The organism is Bacillus sp. CH_48 (genome assembly GCF_038008465.1).
GTDB lineage: Bacteria > Bacillota > Bacilli > Bacillales > Bacillaceae_G > Bacillus_A > Bacillus_A thuringiensis_S.
In genome coordinates, this window is the sequence record NZ_JBBOZF010000001.1 from 4,559,482 (window position 1) to 4,575,732 (window position 16,251).

Here is a 16,251-nt window from a genome sequence, read left to right on the forward strand (position 1 = left end):
TCCCCATCGTCCCTCCTCTCTTTAAACTAGTTAATAATATCTGTAAAGTAACTTTCTTTCTGATCACGTAATCGGCTGGAAACGTACTGCCTGCAAACAATTCTTCTTCCGTACTTATTATCTCCAATCGGAATTTTATATTCTTCCTCAGATAACCTTTCCCTACCATGAGTTACATTTGTTTGTTTACCATAGTATGAATTTGGAATAATTAATAAATCTTCAGATGTAAGTGGAACCTTATAAGTGGGCGTTGTTCGTAAGAGTTCTAAAAACATGTCAAATTTCAATTTTTCTTCTTCACTTTTTCCCACATAAATCAATCTATTTTCTGCTCCATTCAAACAAGTTGCAATAATATCACCATTATCATCCAAAAATATGATTTGGTTTATTTCCCCTACAAATCCCGATATTTCACCATCCGCCATTCCTGCGATATGAGCAATAGGCATTTTACTTATCGCCAATATATCATCTTTACTGAAGTGATTTTCTTCAAGATGCTTTTGAAGTAATTTTGGCGTTCCAATATGAGTTTGAGTTTTTAAATTTAACACTCCTTTTAATAAAAGAGCATCAACTCTAGTAAATTTTCCACAAGTAATTTCAGACACTATTCGTTCCACGGATTTATTAAGTCTATTTGATACAATTTCTAAATTCGTATTGAATATTTTCAATCTTGCTTCAATATCTGATTGGTCTTTCATGTCTGTATACACTGTGGCATCGTTATGTTGATAAAAGTTCCCGCCACCGGTGCTTGCACCGACATTTCGCAAAACTTCATCGTTGTTCAAAGGGGAAATGAGGTGAAATCTATTTTTCCCTGCATGTTCGGATGGGTGAATTAAAGCATCATAATTAAAAAGTGTGGCAAAAAGCCATGTGACCCATTCTGCATAAAAATATTTTTTCATTCTATCGTCTTCGTCTTCACCATAATTAAAACCTTTGCGATTTTCCCCAGGTAATAGGGTTTCCATAGGATCACATGGAATATTTTTAATAAGAGTAGGTGGTACGTTTCCACCACAATTCGCTACTTTTATCATATGTAGTAGTTTTTTCATATCTGAATTCGAAGTTTTCTTTGAATAATCAATCAAACAATTAAGCCACTCTCTTGAAAAGCTTGCAGCTATTTCTTGATCACAAGTATAAGGATTATGAGTTTTTAATTCATGGTCTATTAGATTCTTGATTTTATCCTTCAATACATTAGGAATGCTAATTTCTTCGATTTCTGTAATCTGCAGTATTCCTTTATTCATTATAAAACCTCCGTTGTTTTATTTTTTCACCATATCTTCTATTAAATAAACTACCTACTTCTTTTTTGCTCCTTTGCTTTTCGTCAGAGCTATTACAGTTACCAAATTACAGAGCATAAACGTGGAGTAAACAAAATTTCTTTTTAGTTACATTAACCCCGTAAATCTCCATTAAATTAGTATATTTAATGGAGATTTCTTTTCATACTTTACTTTCAAACTATGTTTATAGGATTTTCAATTCAAGCACAAATATTCCTTTCCCTAGAATTTTCCTAAGATTGAAATCAGAATTTTCAATACACTAATATTAACAATAAAAATATAACACGAAACCAAAAAATGTAAACGAATAGTTTTTTTATAAAGAATAGTCAGACTATTTTAAGGTAATTTGTATTTCATTGAACTAACTGTAATAAAGTGGAACTTTAATCAGCCCTCACCAATCGGGATTTTACGGGCAACAGGGCCCCCGCCTAACTTCTTTGCTTCCGCTGAATTTTGAGGTGGGGGTCTTATTACCCGGCAAATAGCGGATAAAAAAGCCCCCTAAATGATAGAGGACTTTCTTTACAAGAATATTCTATTTTAAAATCCTTACTTACCTTTTATTTTAAAAGATATTGCTGTAACTTCTTTATTAATAGTTCCGTCCCCTCTGGACTTACAATAATCTTCCCATTCGCTAACGAAATATTGCTGTCTGAAATATCACCTGTAAGTGCACAAGCTCTTGGAGATTGATATTTTCGTAAAATAATCTGATCCTCTTCTATAAACATTTCAAGAGAATCTTTTTCTACAATTCCTAAACTCCGTCTTATTTCCATTGGAATAACAATACGCCCCATGCTATCTGCTTTACGAGTAATCCCTCTTGATTTCATAAAATGCCACCCTTTATTTTCATCTAATATTACGGTACTTATTTTAGCAATAAACAACAATAAGGAATAGTTCGTATTACAGTATTTTTTTTAGGAATAAATACCAATTAAAAATAGCTTATGTTAGGATTGTTTCTTGTTTATTCTTCATTTTTAATATATTTATCCTTGATCATTTTTATATATTGTTTTCTTTCTGTTAGTTCAAATATAAATAATGCCTTTTTTATGTATGTTAAACCAACTTCATTAGAGTGCTGAACTTTCAATAAAATTGCACCTTTTTCAAAAAACAATTCACCTAATAAGTATAAAGTATTCATATTTATGGCTAATTTTATACCTATTTCACTATACTTAATCGCTTCTTCATATTGATTTGCAAGGTGTAGACATTTTGTTAACGTATGAATGAGTCTTAATTTGATTTCTTTTTCTCTAGGAAATTCTATCTTATTAAAATTAATTAAACTTTGTTTTAATATATTTATGCTTTTCTCATACTCTTCATTTTCTGCATGTATTATAGCAATTGAATTCATTATGCTTATTTCTTTTTCTGATAAAAAGTTACTACTACTTAAAGTTTGTTTTAGTGCTCTATTTAAAATGTCAAAAGCATTAATTGTTGCTCCATTTACATAATATATAGCAATCGCTTCATGCCATAATAGAAATTGTTTATCTTCTTTTGATTGGAAATTATTTTCGTTTTTCTCTTTTTTCACTATTTCGTAAAGCTCATTATATTCTTTTTGTTTCACACAATCTCTCATTACACATTTTACATTTTCAATATATTTTATTTTTTTATTTTTGGTCAGTGCAAATATATAATTTGGATCAATACCAAGTCTTTCAGATAGTTGATACAACAATATGCTAGATGGATAAATAATCCCTTTTTCTATCTTACTAATTTGGCTTTGTGAACATATTCCATGACATAATTCAGATTGTGACATATTTTTTTTCTTTCTAAGTTCTTTAATAATAATACCAAGATTGTAGAATTCCATCTTTCCTCCCTCAAATGTAACACTTTATGAGTATAAGAATATTTTCCAACTTTTAATGTAATGTAAAATTAGTATAGTTACAATTACTATTTATATGGATTTATAGTTTTTCACAAACTTGTATCACAATATGAGAAATTATTACAATAAAGTTCACTAATAACCAATGGGAGTTTTATTCATCACCACTGATTATTAGTCCACTCCAAGCAGGCGTTTACAGGTAGTTCGATTTCTTTGTCACAGCTAAATTTTGAGGTGAGAATCTTATTGCCCGCAAATAGCGAAATTAAAAGAAATAAATATGATTTTTGACCTTTATTTCTTTTAATAGTTTCTTTTGATTTTATATAAACAATTTCGAAGGGGCTTATTTTATGAAAAGAATATTAACCGAAAGAGAATTAGAAGTGGCTATTTATGTAGCAAAAGGATATACAGATGCAGAAATTTCCAGAAAAATATATGTTACCCCTAGAAGAATTTCAACGATAATTAATCATATTAAAGAAAAATGGCATATTAATTCTAGAGTGGAATTAGGTATTTTAGTTTATCATTATGGTTTTATAGATGCACCCTTATTTTCTAATAAGGAAATTCAGCTATGCAAAAAGGTTGTACAGTAGATAGCAGAATATAAAAAGGTTAGAGAATTAACTTCTCTAACCTTTTTATATTCAATATTAGCTTTTAAACAGCCCTAATGCTACCATTAATCCTGTTATCTGTTCAACCTTGTATAAACACAAAAAAGAATTAGCCCTTTCTACTTTTCAAAACTAGTTACAATTCTCTCTTTCATTTTCTGTATTACTTCACTGCTCAATACTTTTTGACCAGCAGGAAGTTTTAATATGGCAGCGGCACCTTTGCTAAGGTATATTTCTTGATCATTATTTTGATTTACTACCAATATTCCTTGCCCTTCAAATTCGAAATAACTAATATCTTTTGTTTCATTTGTATTATTTTTTATTGCTTTATATAATCCATATAAATCTTTACTTCTATTTTCTCCGCCCGTTCGAATCGGTTCAGTATCATTCGCAACAATTAGTCCTTCTGGCTGCTCACCCTTCATAATAAACCACAGCTTTTCATTTGTTGGTAATAGTAAATTCTTAAATTCAGAGCTATTTAAAATTTGCTGTGCTGGAATTGTTTCATAGATTGGTAACGAAAATGGAGATGTTGTTATTTTTTCAAAACTTAAATTTTCAGAAGAACTTCCCTTACTATATTGATAATCTTTTAATGCGATCGATTGTACTGATTCACTTTTATTTTTTGATGCATAACTAATTTTACTAGCGAAAATAATAACGGTCATTAAGCACATGCACGGTATCACAAGCTTAAGTAGTTTTCCCATTTATGAACCCCCGCTTTTAATATTATTAGTTTGCATGGATATTATAAACAGTTTCACTCCACCAAAAATTATTATTATTATGGAACGTACTGAAATTATGATTATAATGATCACCATACCAAGGGTCCATGTATGTTATATAATCTGTTCCATTTGTCCCTTTATAAAATCCATCAAGTACTAGAAAGTGTCCGATGTTAGCTCCATTTTGCCACATAATGAGTGCAATCATCGGCTGATTACTATTAATTTGACTTTTGAACCAATCATAAGATTTTGCTCCAGAACTTATAGCTGAGCTAACACCATATCCCGATAATCCATATTGTATTTCACGTGAAGTTGCAGGATTATTATATGATCCACCCTTAACATACCTAACATACTGATCTTGTGAAGGAGTTTTCCCAAAATAATTTAAAACTGAAACCGAAGTGCCTGCCCAACACCAATTTGATCTTTCTTGTAATATGTTAGGTACAGATAATTTACGGTCTGTTGGTGTACTTGGGGGATTTCCATTAATATACGCTGACGTTACATATACTTTTTTTCCATCTTTAAAATAATAAAACCAACGATTATCTAAATTTCCTGTCCAGTAATCTTTAACCGTTTCACCATACTCCCATCCTTTAAAAGATGCTTTTGTATTTCCGGGAATCACATCTACAATATTTGCATTCAAACTTTTTGCCTCTCTAACATTTACATTCAATGGAGCTGTTGTCCCTGAAAATTCAACTTCTTCTGCTATTATTTTCTGAACACCAATAAAACTAAATGTGAAGAACAATAAAACCATACAAACAATAAAATGCTTTCTTCCCTTCATTTCTCCACCCCTTCATCAGTACTAAAAAACATCAACAATTCATCCTTATTAATTGTTCAAGCTTAATATTACATACTAACGAAAAATGAATTCTCATAAAGTAAAACTTTAATCAGTGGGGGTTTTATTCATCCCTCACTGATTATTAGTTAAACTAATCGGGCTTTTACGGGCTGCCCGATCCCCACCTAACTTCTTTGCTCTCGCTGGATTTTGAGGTGGGAGTCTTACTGCCCGGCAAATAGCGAGATAAATTCCAATACAAAAAAGGAGCCTATAAATTTTTATAGGCTCCTTTTTATTTCGTCGTTATTACTTAGCTAATTCTTTCGTACCCTTCATTACATCAACGAAGAATCCCCAGTTATTCACTACAGAAGAGATACTGATATGTTCATCTGGAGTGTGGACGTTAAAGATGTCTGGTCCGAATGAAATTGCATCTAATTCAGGCATCTTTTGAACGAATGCGCTACACTCAATCCCCGCATGTACAGCGAAGATTTCAATTTCTTTATTGTATTTTTCTTGATGTACTTTTTCAAATAAATTACGAATTTGTGAGTTTGGATTGTATGGCCATTCTGGATACTCTGACTCTATTTCAAATGTAGCACCAACTAATTCAGCAATATATTTGATTTCTTCTGCAACATGTTGTTTTAAACTACTTACAGAACTTCGCACTTCGTTACGTAATTTAATTTCATCTTGCAACGTTTCAATAACGCCTAAATTTGTTGAGCTTTCTACAAGACCTTTAATATCCATGCTCATACTTTGAATACCATTCGGAATTAAGAATAATGATGAAATAAGCTGCTTTTGTGTCTCTTTAGCAAATACTTTTTCAACTGTTTCATCCAATTTTGTCAGTGTAACATGAACATCTGAATCAACAGCACGCATTTCTTCTTGTAATACACGTGTCCATGATTCTAGTTTTTCTTCTACTTGCCCTACATCTTCTGTACGAATTAAAATTGTAGCTACACTTTCACGCGGAATTGCATTCGTTTTTAATCCGCCGTGAACTTCACTTATGTTAAACTCCGTATGTGCTGATAAATCACGTAACACTCGTCCTAATACTTTGTTCGCATTACCGCGTTGTTTATCAATTTCCATACCAGAATGTCCGCCTTTTAGACCGCCAACATATAGACGGTATGCATCCATATTCGCTGGTGTTTCATCCCAAATTACGGGAATTGTTTCAACAGCTTTCGCACCACCTGCACTACTTACAAGTAATTTATGATCTTCTTCAGAATCAATATTTATAAATATCTTTCCTTCAAAATGATTTGGATCAATAGCAAAAGCCCCGCCCATTGTCGTTTCTTCTTCAGTAGTGATAACGACTTCAAGTGCTGGATGCGGAATTTCTTTTGAATCTAATAAAGCTAATGCATACGCAACTGCAATACCATTATCCGCACCTAAAGTTGTTTGATTTGCATATAACATGTCCCCAATGATTCGTAATTCAATTGGATCTTTTTCAAAATCATGTACTGTTGCTTGATTTTTTTCGCAAACCATATCCATATGACCTTGAATAATAATAGCTGGTACATTTTCATAACCAGCTGTTGCTTCTTTTTTAATAATGACATTTAATGCTTCATCTTGAATGACTTCTAAGTTACGCTCTTTTGCAAAGCCCACTAAATAATCACTAATTTCCTTTTCATTACCTGATCCTCTAGGAATCTTTGAAATTTCTGCAAAATGATAAAATACAGGGTGCTTTGTTAATTGTTCTAAAGTAGAATACATTTTTCAAGCTCCTCTCAAAATGAAAAAATAGTATGTAAGTCTTTTATCATTATACCATGATTCATTATTTTACCTTTCTTTTAACTTTTATTGTTCATTTTATTTACAACACTCATACAACATTATAAGGGCGTTGTAAGCTATATCGATTTTTCTCATTTAATAATAGTCGTATACTTTTTAAAGAAACACATTAAAGGAGATAAAGAAAATGAAAAAGTTTGCAGCAATTATTACACTATGTTTATTATTTTTTAGTTTTACTATTGGCTGTGAGAGAGCGTCACTAAATAAAATTGGTAAAGATGTATATTACATGCAGATAAAAGGCGAAGGAGCTATCGAAAAAGTAGATGGTAGAAACTTACGAAACTATACGCTGCCCGCATATCATGAAGATGGTGTCAAAAAACAAATTACATTTAGAAGTACAAAAAAAGAAAACGACCATAAATTAAATGAAGACGCGTTTTTACGCCTTTATGTAGATCAAGATGATAATAGCAAAAATGAAATATCATCAATTGAAGTAAAGTCCTATGAAGAGATTCAGAAAACAGATTTACCTAAAAAAGTAAAAGATAAGTTTACTATTAAATAAAAAACAAAAGAAAATGCTCTATGCATTTTCTTTTGTTCTTTTCACTTGTATATATTTTGAACTACTATTATTCATCAGTTTCTCTAACCGATTTATATTCTCCGTTAATGCACCTTTCACAAGAGAGAAATCTGTATTGGATTCTTCTTTTTTTTCTTTAAAAAACGAAGACTTTTGTACATTGACTTCAGCCATCTCTTCTCCCCCTTTTCAAAAAGATACAACCTTTTATTTATATTATATAGCAAATGTAGAAAGAGTGTACACTTATGATTTTCTTTTTAATTCTTCTTCTAATTCTTCTACTTGCTGCAACGCATCCCCTTTTATTAAAGAGAAATCTGTTGTATCTTCGTTATCTTCTTTAAAAAAATCATTGTCATAATCTTTTACCACTACAATCACCTCTACATGCTAGTGTAGGAATGATTGTCCAATTTTATTCAACTTTGTCGGATTTTGTTTTTAATTTATGTATAGAAGAAAAGGACAGAAAAAGATTCTGTCCTTATTTACTAAAATAACTATGATGTATTGTTAAATTATATACATTTTCAAAATCCCGATCTTGCAGGTTATTTTTCTTTCCATCAATAACAATGAAAACATCACTTACTATTTTTGCTGGTATGATCCCGACATTTTCTACTTGCACTGCTTTCTGCTCATTCAATTGCTCGATATGTTCTAACGGAACGATAATACTAAATTGCGAGCGAATACCACGAAAGTTTGTATTTAATTCCTTTGCCGCTTCAAAAACAACAATTTTCGCGCCAATTTTTTCCCCATATGAATCTAAAAATACATTTAAGCTCTTTGTATATTCTTCTTCCGTATGCCATTCCATCGTACCGAATACTGCTGGATTAACATTTTGAATAATTGTGGTGTATATTTCTCCTCTCGCTTTAGATGCAATTAATGATCGTTTTATTGATTGAACTGTCTTGCCAATATCGCTAAATTTCGCACCCCATATTTCTGAAATATTAGGCGTTAAAATGAACGCAATATCAACAAAAATAACCATTGCAGTAAACATTAAAAGATTTTTCCAGAGGGTTAAATCAATTCCTTTTATCATGAAATACACGGTGACAGATATGATAAACAAACCATACCAAGTCTTTCTAATACGTTGCTTTTTCTCCTCGTACAACTCCTCATTTTTCCAATAAAAGAAAACAAGGACTACAAAGACAATCGCTAAAACAAATAAGCCAATTCGAATGTTAGAGATCATTAATCACATCACCCTCCATTCAAAAACTACTCACGATATCATTACATGCGCAAGCTGCTCTCTTTATGACAAAAGACATGGACAAGCTTCTAAATTTAGCTACATCGCATATATATTAGAAAGTACCACGTCTTTTATCCTGCTATTTGTGGGCAGTAAGACCCCCACTGATTAAAATTTTACTTTACCATGAGTCTATATTGTATATGTAGACAAGCATTCATTTCAAATTTTCGTATTAAAAAGAAATATGTTTCGGAATTTCCCCTTCAGGTACTTCTCCATCCATACTTAAATAATAATGACGAATCGGACGTAAGTTTTCGTCTAATTCATAAACAAGCGGAATACTAGTTGGAATATTTAATGAAACTACACCATCACTCGAAAGGTTGTCTAAGTATTTTACTAGCGAGCGAATTGTGTTACCGTGTGATGAAATAATTACTTTATTACCATTTTTTAATATCGGCGCTATTTCTGAGTGCCAATAAGCAAGTACTCTCTTCTCCGTATCCTCTAAACATTCAGTTAATGGAAATTCACCTTTTTTGAGTGTTTTATATCTTGGATCGGTCGCTTCATATCGAGGATCATCTTCAGTAAGAGCCGGTGGTCTTACATCAACACTTCTTCTCCAAATATGAACTTGCTCCTCACCATATTTTTGAGCAGTTTCATCTTTATTCAACCCCTGCAATGCACCATAATGTCTTTCATTTAGCTTCCAAGATTTATGTATTGGGACCCAAGTAAGATCCATCTCATGAAGTACAATCCATAACGTCCGAATTGCGCGTTTTAATACAGATGTATAAGCCACATCAAAAGTATATCTGTTTTTCTTTAATATTGCTCCTGCTTCTCTCGCTTCACTTAATCCATTCTCTGATAGATCAACATCTGTCCATCCAGTAAAGCGATTTTCAAGATTCCATAAACTTTGTCCGTGACGAATAAGTACAAGTTTTATCATTATAATTCCCCTTTCGGAAATGTGAATTTTATTGTTCCATTGCGTACACGTATAAAGTATCTAGTAATGTATCTTTTTATCCATTCACTCTATAACCAAACGATAGTTGCCAAATGTATGGATAAAATTTGTTCTTTTTCAAACTATAAAAACAGAAGTTTTTCATTATTTTTGATCGACTGGTATTTCCCGTTTTGATATCCAAGCATCAAAACCTGATCGACTATTTGCCATTTCATTCATAACTTGATGCCAATTGTCTTCACATGATTCACCAAATTTTGAAAAAATAGCGCCCATTTGTTGTCTTTGTACATCGCTCAATTTTTTCTCTAAATCTGCACCTTGTTCTGTTAAAGACAACTGTTTCACACGGCGGTCATGTGTAGCTTCATTACTCTCAATTAAGCCCTTTTCCACAAGTTGACGTAGTGGCCCATGGAGAGCTTGTTTACTTATTTCTAATAATGATAATAACTCATTTACACTTATCCCTGGAAAACGTGCGATAAAAAATAAAATTCGATGATGTACTCGTTGAATGCCATATTCTTTTATAATTTCATCTGGCTTTTCAGTAAATGTTTTATATGCAAAATAAAATAATGCTAATGCCTCATTCATCTGTTCTTCTTTATGTTGTGTCATCTACTTTCCCCCTGTATGTAAATTATACCACAATCTAGTAATGAATATTTTAATCAACTTATTAGAACCTGTTTAGTCTATTGAAACATTCACTGCATAATTAGGAGATGATTCATTTGAAAAAAATATACTGTAAGTACATATTTATTGGATAGACTACACGAATTAGGAATTGAACATACATTCGGGGTTCCTGGTGATTATAATCTTGCTTTTTTAGATGATGTGGTAGCACATGAAAATTTAAAGTGGATTGGCAATTGTAACGAATTAAATGCTGCATATGCAGCAGATGGGTACGCTCGCATAAAACGAATCGCTGCTCTTATTACTACTTTCGGAGTTGGAGAATTAAGCGCTATTAACGGTATTGCTGGCTCATATGCGGAAAACGTGCCAGTTATAAAAATCACGGGTACGCCACCAACAAAAGTAATGGAAAATGGAGCAATCGTCCATCATACGTTAGGAGATGGAAAGTTCGATCACTTTTCCAATATGTATCGAGAAATCACTGTGGCACAAACAAATGTAAAACCTGAGCATGCTGCTGAGGAAATTGACCGTGTTTTACGTGCATGTTGGAATGAAAAACGCCCGGTTCATATTAATTTGCCGATTGATGTATATAATAAACCAATTAATAAACCTACAGAACCAATTTTATATAAACCGATTTTAAGTAATAAAGAAGCGTTGGATAAAATGCTACTACATGCCACTTCAATAATAAATAACGCCAAAAAACCTGTAATTTTAGCTGATTTTGAAGTAGATCGATTTCACGCTAAAGAAAATTTACATCAATTTGTAGAAAAAACTGGGTTTCCCATCGCGACGTTAAGTATGGGAAAAGGAATATTCCCAGAAAAACACCCTCAATTTATAGGGATTTATACTGGTGATGTAAGTTCTCCGTACTTGAGAAAAAGAATTGATGAATCTGATTGTATTATTAGTATTGGTGTGAAGTTAACTGATACTATTACAGGCGGCTTCACACAAGGTTTTACAAAAGAACAAGTTATAGAAATCCATCCCTACACTGTGAAAATTATAGATAAAAAATACGGTCCAGTTGTAATGCAGGATGTTTTACAACATTTAAGTGATTCAATTGCGCATCGTAATAAAGATACTCTTGAAATTAAGCCATTTATTTCAGCATCATCACCTTTTACTGAAGAGTTCAATCCAAAAGCACAAATGGTCACACAAAAACGTTTTTGGCAGCAAATGTACCATTTCTTACAAGAAAACGACATCTTAATTGTAGAACAAGGAACACCTTTCTTTGGTAGTGCTGCTATCCCTCTACCTAATAACACTGCATATGTAGGACAACCGTTATGGGGATCTATCGGATATACACTGCCCGCTCTACTTGGTACACAGCTCGCCAATTTATCACGGCGCAACATTTTAATTATTGGTGATGGTTCTTTCCAAGTAACTGCCCAAGAGTTATCAACTATACTACGTCAAAATTTAAAACCGATTATATTTTTAATCAATAACAACGGATACACCGTTGAACGTGCCATTCACGGCCAAAACCAACCTTATAATGATATACAAATGTGGGATTACAATAAACTATCAATGGTATTTGGGTCAGAAGAAAAAAGTCTAACATTTAAAGTAGAAAATGAAGCAGAATTAGCAGAAGTCTTAACAAATATAACTTTTAATAAGAATCAACTTATCTTTATTGAAGTTATAATGAGCCAAAGCGATCAACCTGAATTGTTAGCTAAACTCGGGAAAAGATTTGGTCAGCAAAATTCTTAATATAAAAGCATAACCTAATTATACAATTGGTAGTGTAAAACTTGTTTTGAGAATAGTTTCGACACTCAAAATACATAAGGAAAAGGATGGAAAGCACCATCCTTTTCTATTTTAAGAGCATTCTTCGACTAACGCCCCGTATGACAAGCAAAAATTCTTAATCCATCTTTAACTTTATAGCTTTTGTCGCAATAAATGTTTTAATATGCTTATCTAATATCCTTGTCCCACCAAAATCATCCTCATAAAAACCTGTTATAGCAAAACCAGCTTCAATTTGGCCTTGGATTTGGTCTTCTAAAGTATGTGCATATTCTATTGTTTGATTTGAATCGATGTAATCTTGAACTTCATCCTCTGGTAAATAATCCAATGTTGATGAAGGAATTGAATGTTTAACATCAAGAATACCTTTTTGTTCTTGGTTATCATCAAAGATCCATAGTAACGGATTTGTAAATCCAGCAATAAGAATACCTTCATTCTTTAAAACCCTAGAAACTTCATTCCATACAAGATGAACATCTTTTACAAACAAATTAGAAACAGGATTTATAACAATATCAAAATATTCATCCTCAAAATCACCAAGGTCTGACATATCTCCTTGTACGGTTTTCAAAGTCAAACCATCCCGTTTTGCTACCTTTTCATCTTGTTCCAATTGCTTCTTAGATATATCAGTTACTGTTACATCTGCTCCAGCAGCAGCTAGAACAGGTGCTTGTTGTCCACCACCTGATGCTAAGCAAAGTATCTTTAATCCATCTAATGACTTTGGAAACCACTTTCTAGGAACTGATTTTTCCGTAGTGACTGTAATCTCCCATTCACCTGATTTGCTTTTCTCAATAACCTCGCTACTTACAGGCTGCGTGTATCTAGAACCTTCTTCAACCTTCTTATCCCATGCATTACTGTTTTGTTGTGTAGTATCCATTGCGATTAGTCCTCCTAGCGATCTAGTTGTATTCAATGTGTAAGCTTAATGCTTTCCTTTTTCTATTAACCTGCCTAATAGTTCATACATAGTTGTCTATATTTACATTAACAGATAAATGCAAAAATTACTAAAAAAATTCTAAAAAGACAAAAAATTACACATCTATTCCATTCATTTAAACTAATCGTAGAATTGTTAAGTTTTAAACAACTCACTTCCACATAAAAAAAGCATTCCAAACCTGTTGACAGTTGGAACGCTTTTTTATGTTATTTAATTTTTCAAGCTTTTAACTAAATCCATTAAACAAATAAGCTACGATTTTTCTTTTTTATTCAGCAAGAGTTAACTGCCAAGATACACCATACTTATCATTTAACCAGCCAAACTTTTTACTAAACGGATAGGAACCTAAAGGCATAAGAATTGCTCCATCCTGCGCTAGTTTATGAAAGACCGTTTCAATTTCTTCTTCTGTCTCACAAGTTACATAAAGAGATATAGCTGGAGTGAATGTAAAATTATGATTTACATAACTATCAATACACATAAACTCTTGGCCATTTAGCGTAAAAGTTGCATGAATTACAGTTCCCTCTTTACCAGGTCCATTTTCATCGTAGCGAGAAATACTTACAATTTCCGATTGATCAAATAGCGACGTATAAAAATTCATTGCTTCCTCAGCTTTGCCTTCAAACATTAAAAACGTAGTAATTTTTTGATTTGTGTTACTCATATGGAGACAGCCCCTTGTTATATATTTATGTAAAACATAAGTCGGCCAAAAACCGAACGTACATTCCTATGAGTGTATTGTCTATAAAAACGATGAGTTTGTCAATTATCTACTTTCTTATTTCTTCTTAAATAATGCTGTCCAAAGAAATGATTCTCCAAACATTTCATTCGGTTGTTTCATTTGTTCCATCCTTCTAATCTCAATTACCTCAAATTCTTTAAATATCTCTCGTAACTTTTCTTCCGAGTATGCAAGACCACCTTTTAGACTCCATCCTCTATATACGTCCCAATCAGTTATTTCTGACCCATTTCGTTCATCTAAGTCGCCTGCCGCAAAACATGTTAATCCGAAATAACCACCCGATTTTAATGAGTTTTTAATTAAATCCACATAATTTATTCTTCTATGCGGTGGAATGTGATGCAAACAGCCCGAATCGTATACAAAATCAAATTCGTTTTGAACCTCTAAATTAAAAATTGAATCACAAATAAAATGAATTTCTACCCCTTTTGCCAATGCCCTTTCTTTAGCCCAATTAATGCCTTCTACAGATAAATCCACTGCGGTTACATCAAACCCTTGAGTCGCTAAATAAATGGCGTTTCTACCTGGACCACATCCAAGTTCTAATACTTTCCCTTTTGAAACTCTCTCTTTTTGTATATACGAAACTAGGTTCTCATCTGGAACATTTTCAAAAAATGGAACATCCTTTTCTCTATTCTCATAAAATTCATTCCAAAAAGGTTCTGCAGGTCTTAATAATGAATCAAGCATTTTTAAAATGTCTTCTTGTGTGTGTAACGTTTCATTTTTCATTAATACCCCTCCATAAATTAATAGTCAGAAAATTATTATATATCTTTTTGAACTTTCAAACAAAGAAAAAACTCCTACATTTTGAAGTGAACCCCGAAAACGGGACACCTATCAAAACACCTAAACCACCTTTCATTTGGTGCGGATGCATCGAATTGGCGTTCCAATCGATGAGGGGCTACTACTGGCTCCGCATCACTGATATATTTCTTTTTCTTTCGACCAACTTTTGAGAGAATCTGATTTTGCCTCATGATTCATAATACTTTTTTATGATTTACACACAGCCCCATTTTCCGAAGAGTTGCGGTCACTCTTCGATATCCATATCGTAATTTATGCCGAAGACAAACATCCTTTATTTTCTCTTCTATCCCTTAGGTCCACTGTTCGTTATAACCAACGATAAAATGTAGACCGGGGTAATTCTAATACATTACACAATTCTTTTACCGTTAGTTTTTTTTTTAATCGGTCCATAAAGTAACTACAGTTTCCGGGTTCAACTTCTTTCGATTTCCAGATACTTTCCCCATATCAGTAATTTTGTTTTTAACTGTTTATTTTCTAACCGTAGCTGTTCCAATTCATTTAACGCTTTTGGCCCTTTTCCATAAGAATATTGTTCTCCTACAGGTTGTTGAAAATGGTACGTTTGACCGGTACGATACCACTTCATCCACGTCTTAATTTGGGAAACATTTTTAATTCCAAAATTATCCATAATTGTCCGGTTGGAATATCCATCCTTTTTCATTTCAACCACTTTCCACTTTATTTCTTCTGGGTAATGAACTCTTGTCTTCAAACCAAAAACACCTCCAGTGAATTCGCATACTAAGTATGCGAATTCAGGAGGTGTTTTTTTCATGTACCACTATTCGGGTTCACTTCAAAAGTTAACTGCTTTTTAATTACAATAACTATTTTGTTTAAATTCACCTTAATTCATATCAATTTTTCTTAACATTCACATTAATAACTGTACAATATAATTAAACTGTTTGTATGAGGGGTGATTATTATGAACTGGAAACAAAAATACAATCCGAAATATCTCTTTTACCGAATGTATAGTTATATTTATAAAGCCCTTGATGATATATCATGGTCCTTAAAATAACGCTTTTGTTCACTTTTTTGATACATTTACGAAACATGCATGTGTTATCTTCATTAAGTCCTTTTCTTTTTATAATGTCGTGTGAGATATACCAACAGAGGAAGCCCTAGATTCCCTAATCCTAGGGCTTTTTTTATAAGAATTTTATACATTTTATTATTTCCACCAACTTTTCAAA

Annotated in this window: 17 protein-coding genes and 1 pseudogene; 3 read left to right on the forward strand and 15 right to left on the reverse strand. The window is 32.4% G+C overall.

Annotated elements, in window-relative coordinates:
- Window positions 1-26: 26 nt before the first annotated feature.
- From N2V92_RS22940 to N2V92_RS22950, 3 genes are all read right to left on the reverse strand, one after another.
- Window positions 27-1,277, reverse strand: a complete 1,251-nt coding sequence (locus N2V92_RS22940; protein ID WP_001032355.1) for a hypothetical protein — start codon at window positions 1,275-1,277, stop codon at window positions 27-29.
- 611 nt (window positions 1,278-1,888) lie between these two features.
- Window positions 1,889-2,167, reverse strand: coding sequence for an AbrB/MazE/SpoVT family DNA-binding domain-containing protein (locus N2V92_RS22945; RefSeq protein WP_000842214.1), 279 nt, complete (start codon window positions 2,165-2,167; stop codon window positions 1,889-1,891).
- Between the two features lie 140 nt (window positions 2,168-2,307).
- Window positions 2,308-3,186: a helix-turn-helix domain-containing protein gene (locus N2V92_RS22950; RefSeq protein ID WP_000397974.1), complete on the reverse strand. Its 879-nt coding sequence runs from the start codon at window positions 3,184-3,186 to the stop codon at window positions 2,308-2,310.
- Between the two features lie 377 nt (window positions 3,187-3,563).
- On the opposite strand from N2V92_RS22950, the gene N2V92_RS22955 reads away from it, so the two are divergent.
- Window positions 3,564-3,815: a response regulator transcription factor gene (locus N2V92_RS22955; RefSeq protein WP_000821942.1), complete on the forward strand. Its 252-nt coding sequence runs from the start codon at window positions 3,564-3,566 to the stop codon at window positions 3,813-3,815.
- 140 nt (window positions 3,816-3,955) lie between these two features.
- On the opposite strand, the gene N2V92_RS22960 is transcribed toward N2V92_RS22955, so the two are convergent.
- The 3 genes from N2V92_RS22960 to pepD form a co-directional block, all read right to left on the reverse strand.
- Window positions 3,956-4,561, reverse strand: coding sequence for a hypothetical protein (locus N2V92_RS22960; protein WP_000517276.1), 606 nt, complete (start codon window positions 4,559-4,561; stop codon window positions 3,956-3,958).
- 25 nt (window positions 4,562-4,586) lie between these two features.
- Entirely contained in the window at window positions 4,587-5,396 is an 810-nt protein-coding gene (locus N2V92_RS22965) for a papain-like cysteine protease family protein (protein ID WP_016077711.1), read from the reverse strand.
- Between the two features lie 312 nt (window positions 5,397-5,708).
- The gene (pepD, locus tag N2V92_RS22970; protein ID WP_000287540.1) at window positions 5,709-7,178 is read right to left on the reverse strand and encodes a beta-Ala-His dipeptidase; all 1,470 of its coding nucleotides are present in this window, start codon (window positions 7,176-7,178) and stop codon (window positions 5,709-5,711) included.
- Between the two features lie 211 nt (window positions 7,179-7,389).
- On the opposite strand from pepD, the gene N2V92_RS22975 reads away from it, so the two are divergent.
- Complete coding sequence (locus tag N2V92_RS22975; protein WP_000712655.1) at window positions 7,390-7,779, forward strand: YxeA family protein; 390 nt, start codon at window positions 7,390-7,392, stop codon at window positions 7,777-7,779.
- An 18-nt stretch (window positions 7,780-7,797) separates the two neighbouring features.
- Here the strand turns inward: N2V92_RS22975 and spoIISB are convergent, their stop codons facing one another.
- From spoIISB to N2V92_RS23000, 5 genes are all read right to left on the reverse strand, one after another.
- Entirely contained in the window at window positions 7,798-7,974 is a 177-nt protein-coding gene (spoIISB, locus tag N2V92_RS22980) for a stage II sporulation protein SB (RefSeq protein WP_000852629.1), read from the reverse strand.
- A gap of 72 nt (window positions 7,975-8,046) precedes the next feature.
- Entirely contained in the window at window positions 8,047-8,175 is a 129-nt protein-coding gene (locus tag N2V92_RS22985; RefSeq protein ID WP_000237817.1) for a hypothetical protein, read from the reverse strand.
- Between the two features lie 112 nt (window positions 8,176-8,287).
- Window positions 8,288-9,025 (reverse strand): type II toxin-antitoxin system SpoIISA family toxin, encoded by a 738-nt coding sequence (locus N2V92_RS22990; protein WP_000624981.1) that lies wholly within the window; start codon window positions 9,023-9,025, stop codon window positions 8,288-8,290.
- A gap of 238 nt (window positions 9,026-9,263) precedes the next feature.
- A complete protein-coding gene (gene gpmA, locus N2V92_RS22995) occupies window positions 9,264-10,001 on the reverse strand; it encodes a 2,3-diphosphoglycerate-dependent phosphoglycerate mutase (RefSeq protein ID WP_000594159.1) in 738 nt (245 codons plus the stop codon).
- Window positions 10,002-10,166: 165 nt separating this feature from the next.
- Window positions 10,167-10,649, reverse strand: coding sequence for a MarR family winged helix-turn-helix transcriptional regulator (locus tag N2V92_RS23000; protein ID WP_000191905.1), 483 nt, complete (start codon window positions 10,647-10,649; stop codon window positions 10,167-10,169).
- Between the two features lie 147 nt (window positions 10,650-10,796).
- On the opposite strand from N2V92_RS23000, the gene N2V92_RS23005 reads away from it, so the two are divergent.
- Window positions 10,797-12,440, forward strand: coding sequence for an alpha-keto acid decarboxylase family protein (locus N2V92_RS23005; protein WP_016077712.1), 1,644 nt, complete (start codon window positions 10,797-10,799; stop codon window positions 12,438-12,440).
- Window positions 12,441-12,597: 157 nt separating this feature from the next.
- Here N2V92_RS23005 and N2V92_RS23010 read toward each other — a convergent pair whose 3' ends face one another.
- From N2V92_RS23010 to N2V92_RS23025, 4 genes and pseudogenes are all read right to left on the reverse strand, one after another.
- Window positions 12,598-13,380, reverse strand: a complete 783-nt coding sequence (locus N2V92_RS23010) for a class I SAM-dependent methyltransferase (protein WP_016077713.1) — start codon at window positions 13,378-13,380, stop codon at window positions 12,598-12,600.
- 334 nt (window positions 13,381-13,714) lie between these two features.
- Window positions 13,715-14,122, reverse strand: coding sequence for a VOC family protein (locus tag N2V92_RS23015; RefSeq protein ID WP_000072492.1), 408 nt, complete (start codon window positions 14,120-14,122; stop codon window positions 13,715-13,717).
- Window positions 14,123-14,239: 117 nt separating this feature from the next.
- On the reverse strand, window positions 14,240-14,950 hold the full coding sequence (locus tag N2V92_RS23020) for a class I SAM-dependent methyltransferase (protein ID WP_000787496.1): 711 nt from the start codon (window positions 14,948-14,950) through the stop codon (window positions 14,240-14,242).
- Window positions 14,951-15,072: 122 nt separating this feature from the next.
- Window positions 15,073-15,758, reverse strand: a pseudogene (locus tag N2V92_RS23025) (IS3 family transposase); the annotation flags it as partial.
- Window positions 15,759-16,251: the final 493 nt, after the last annotated feature.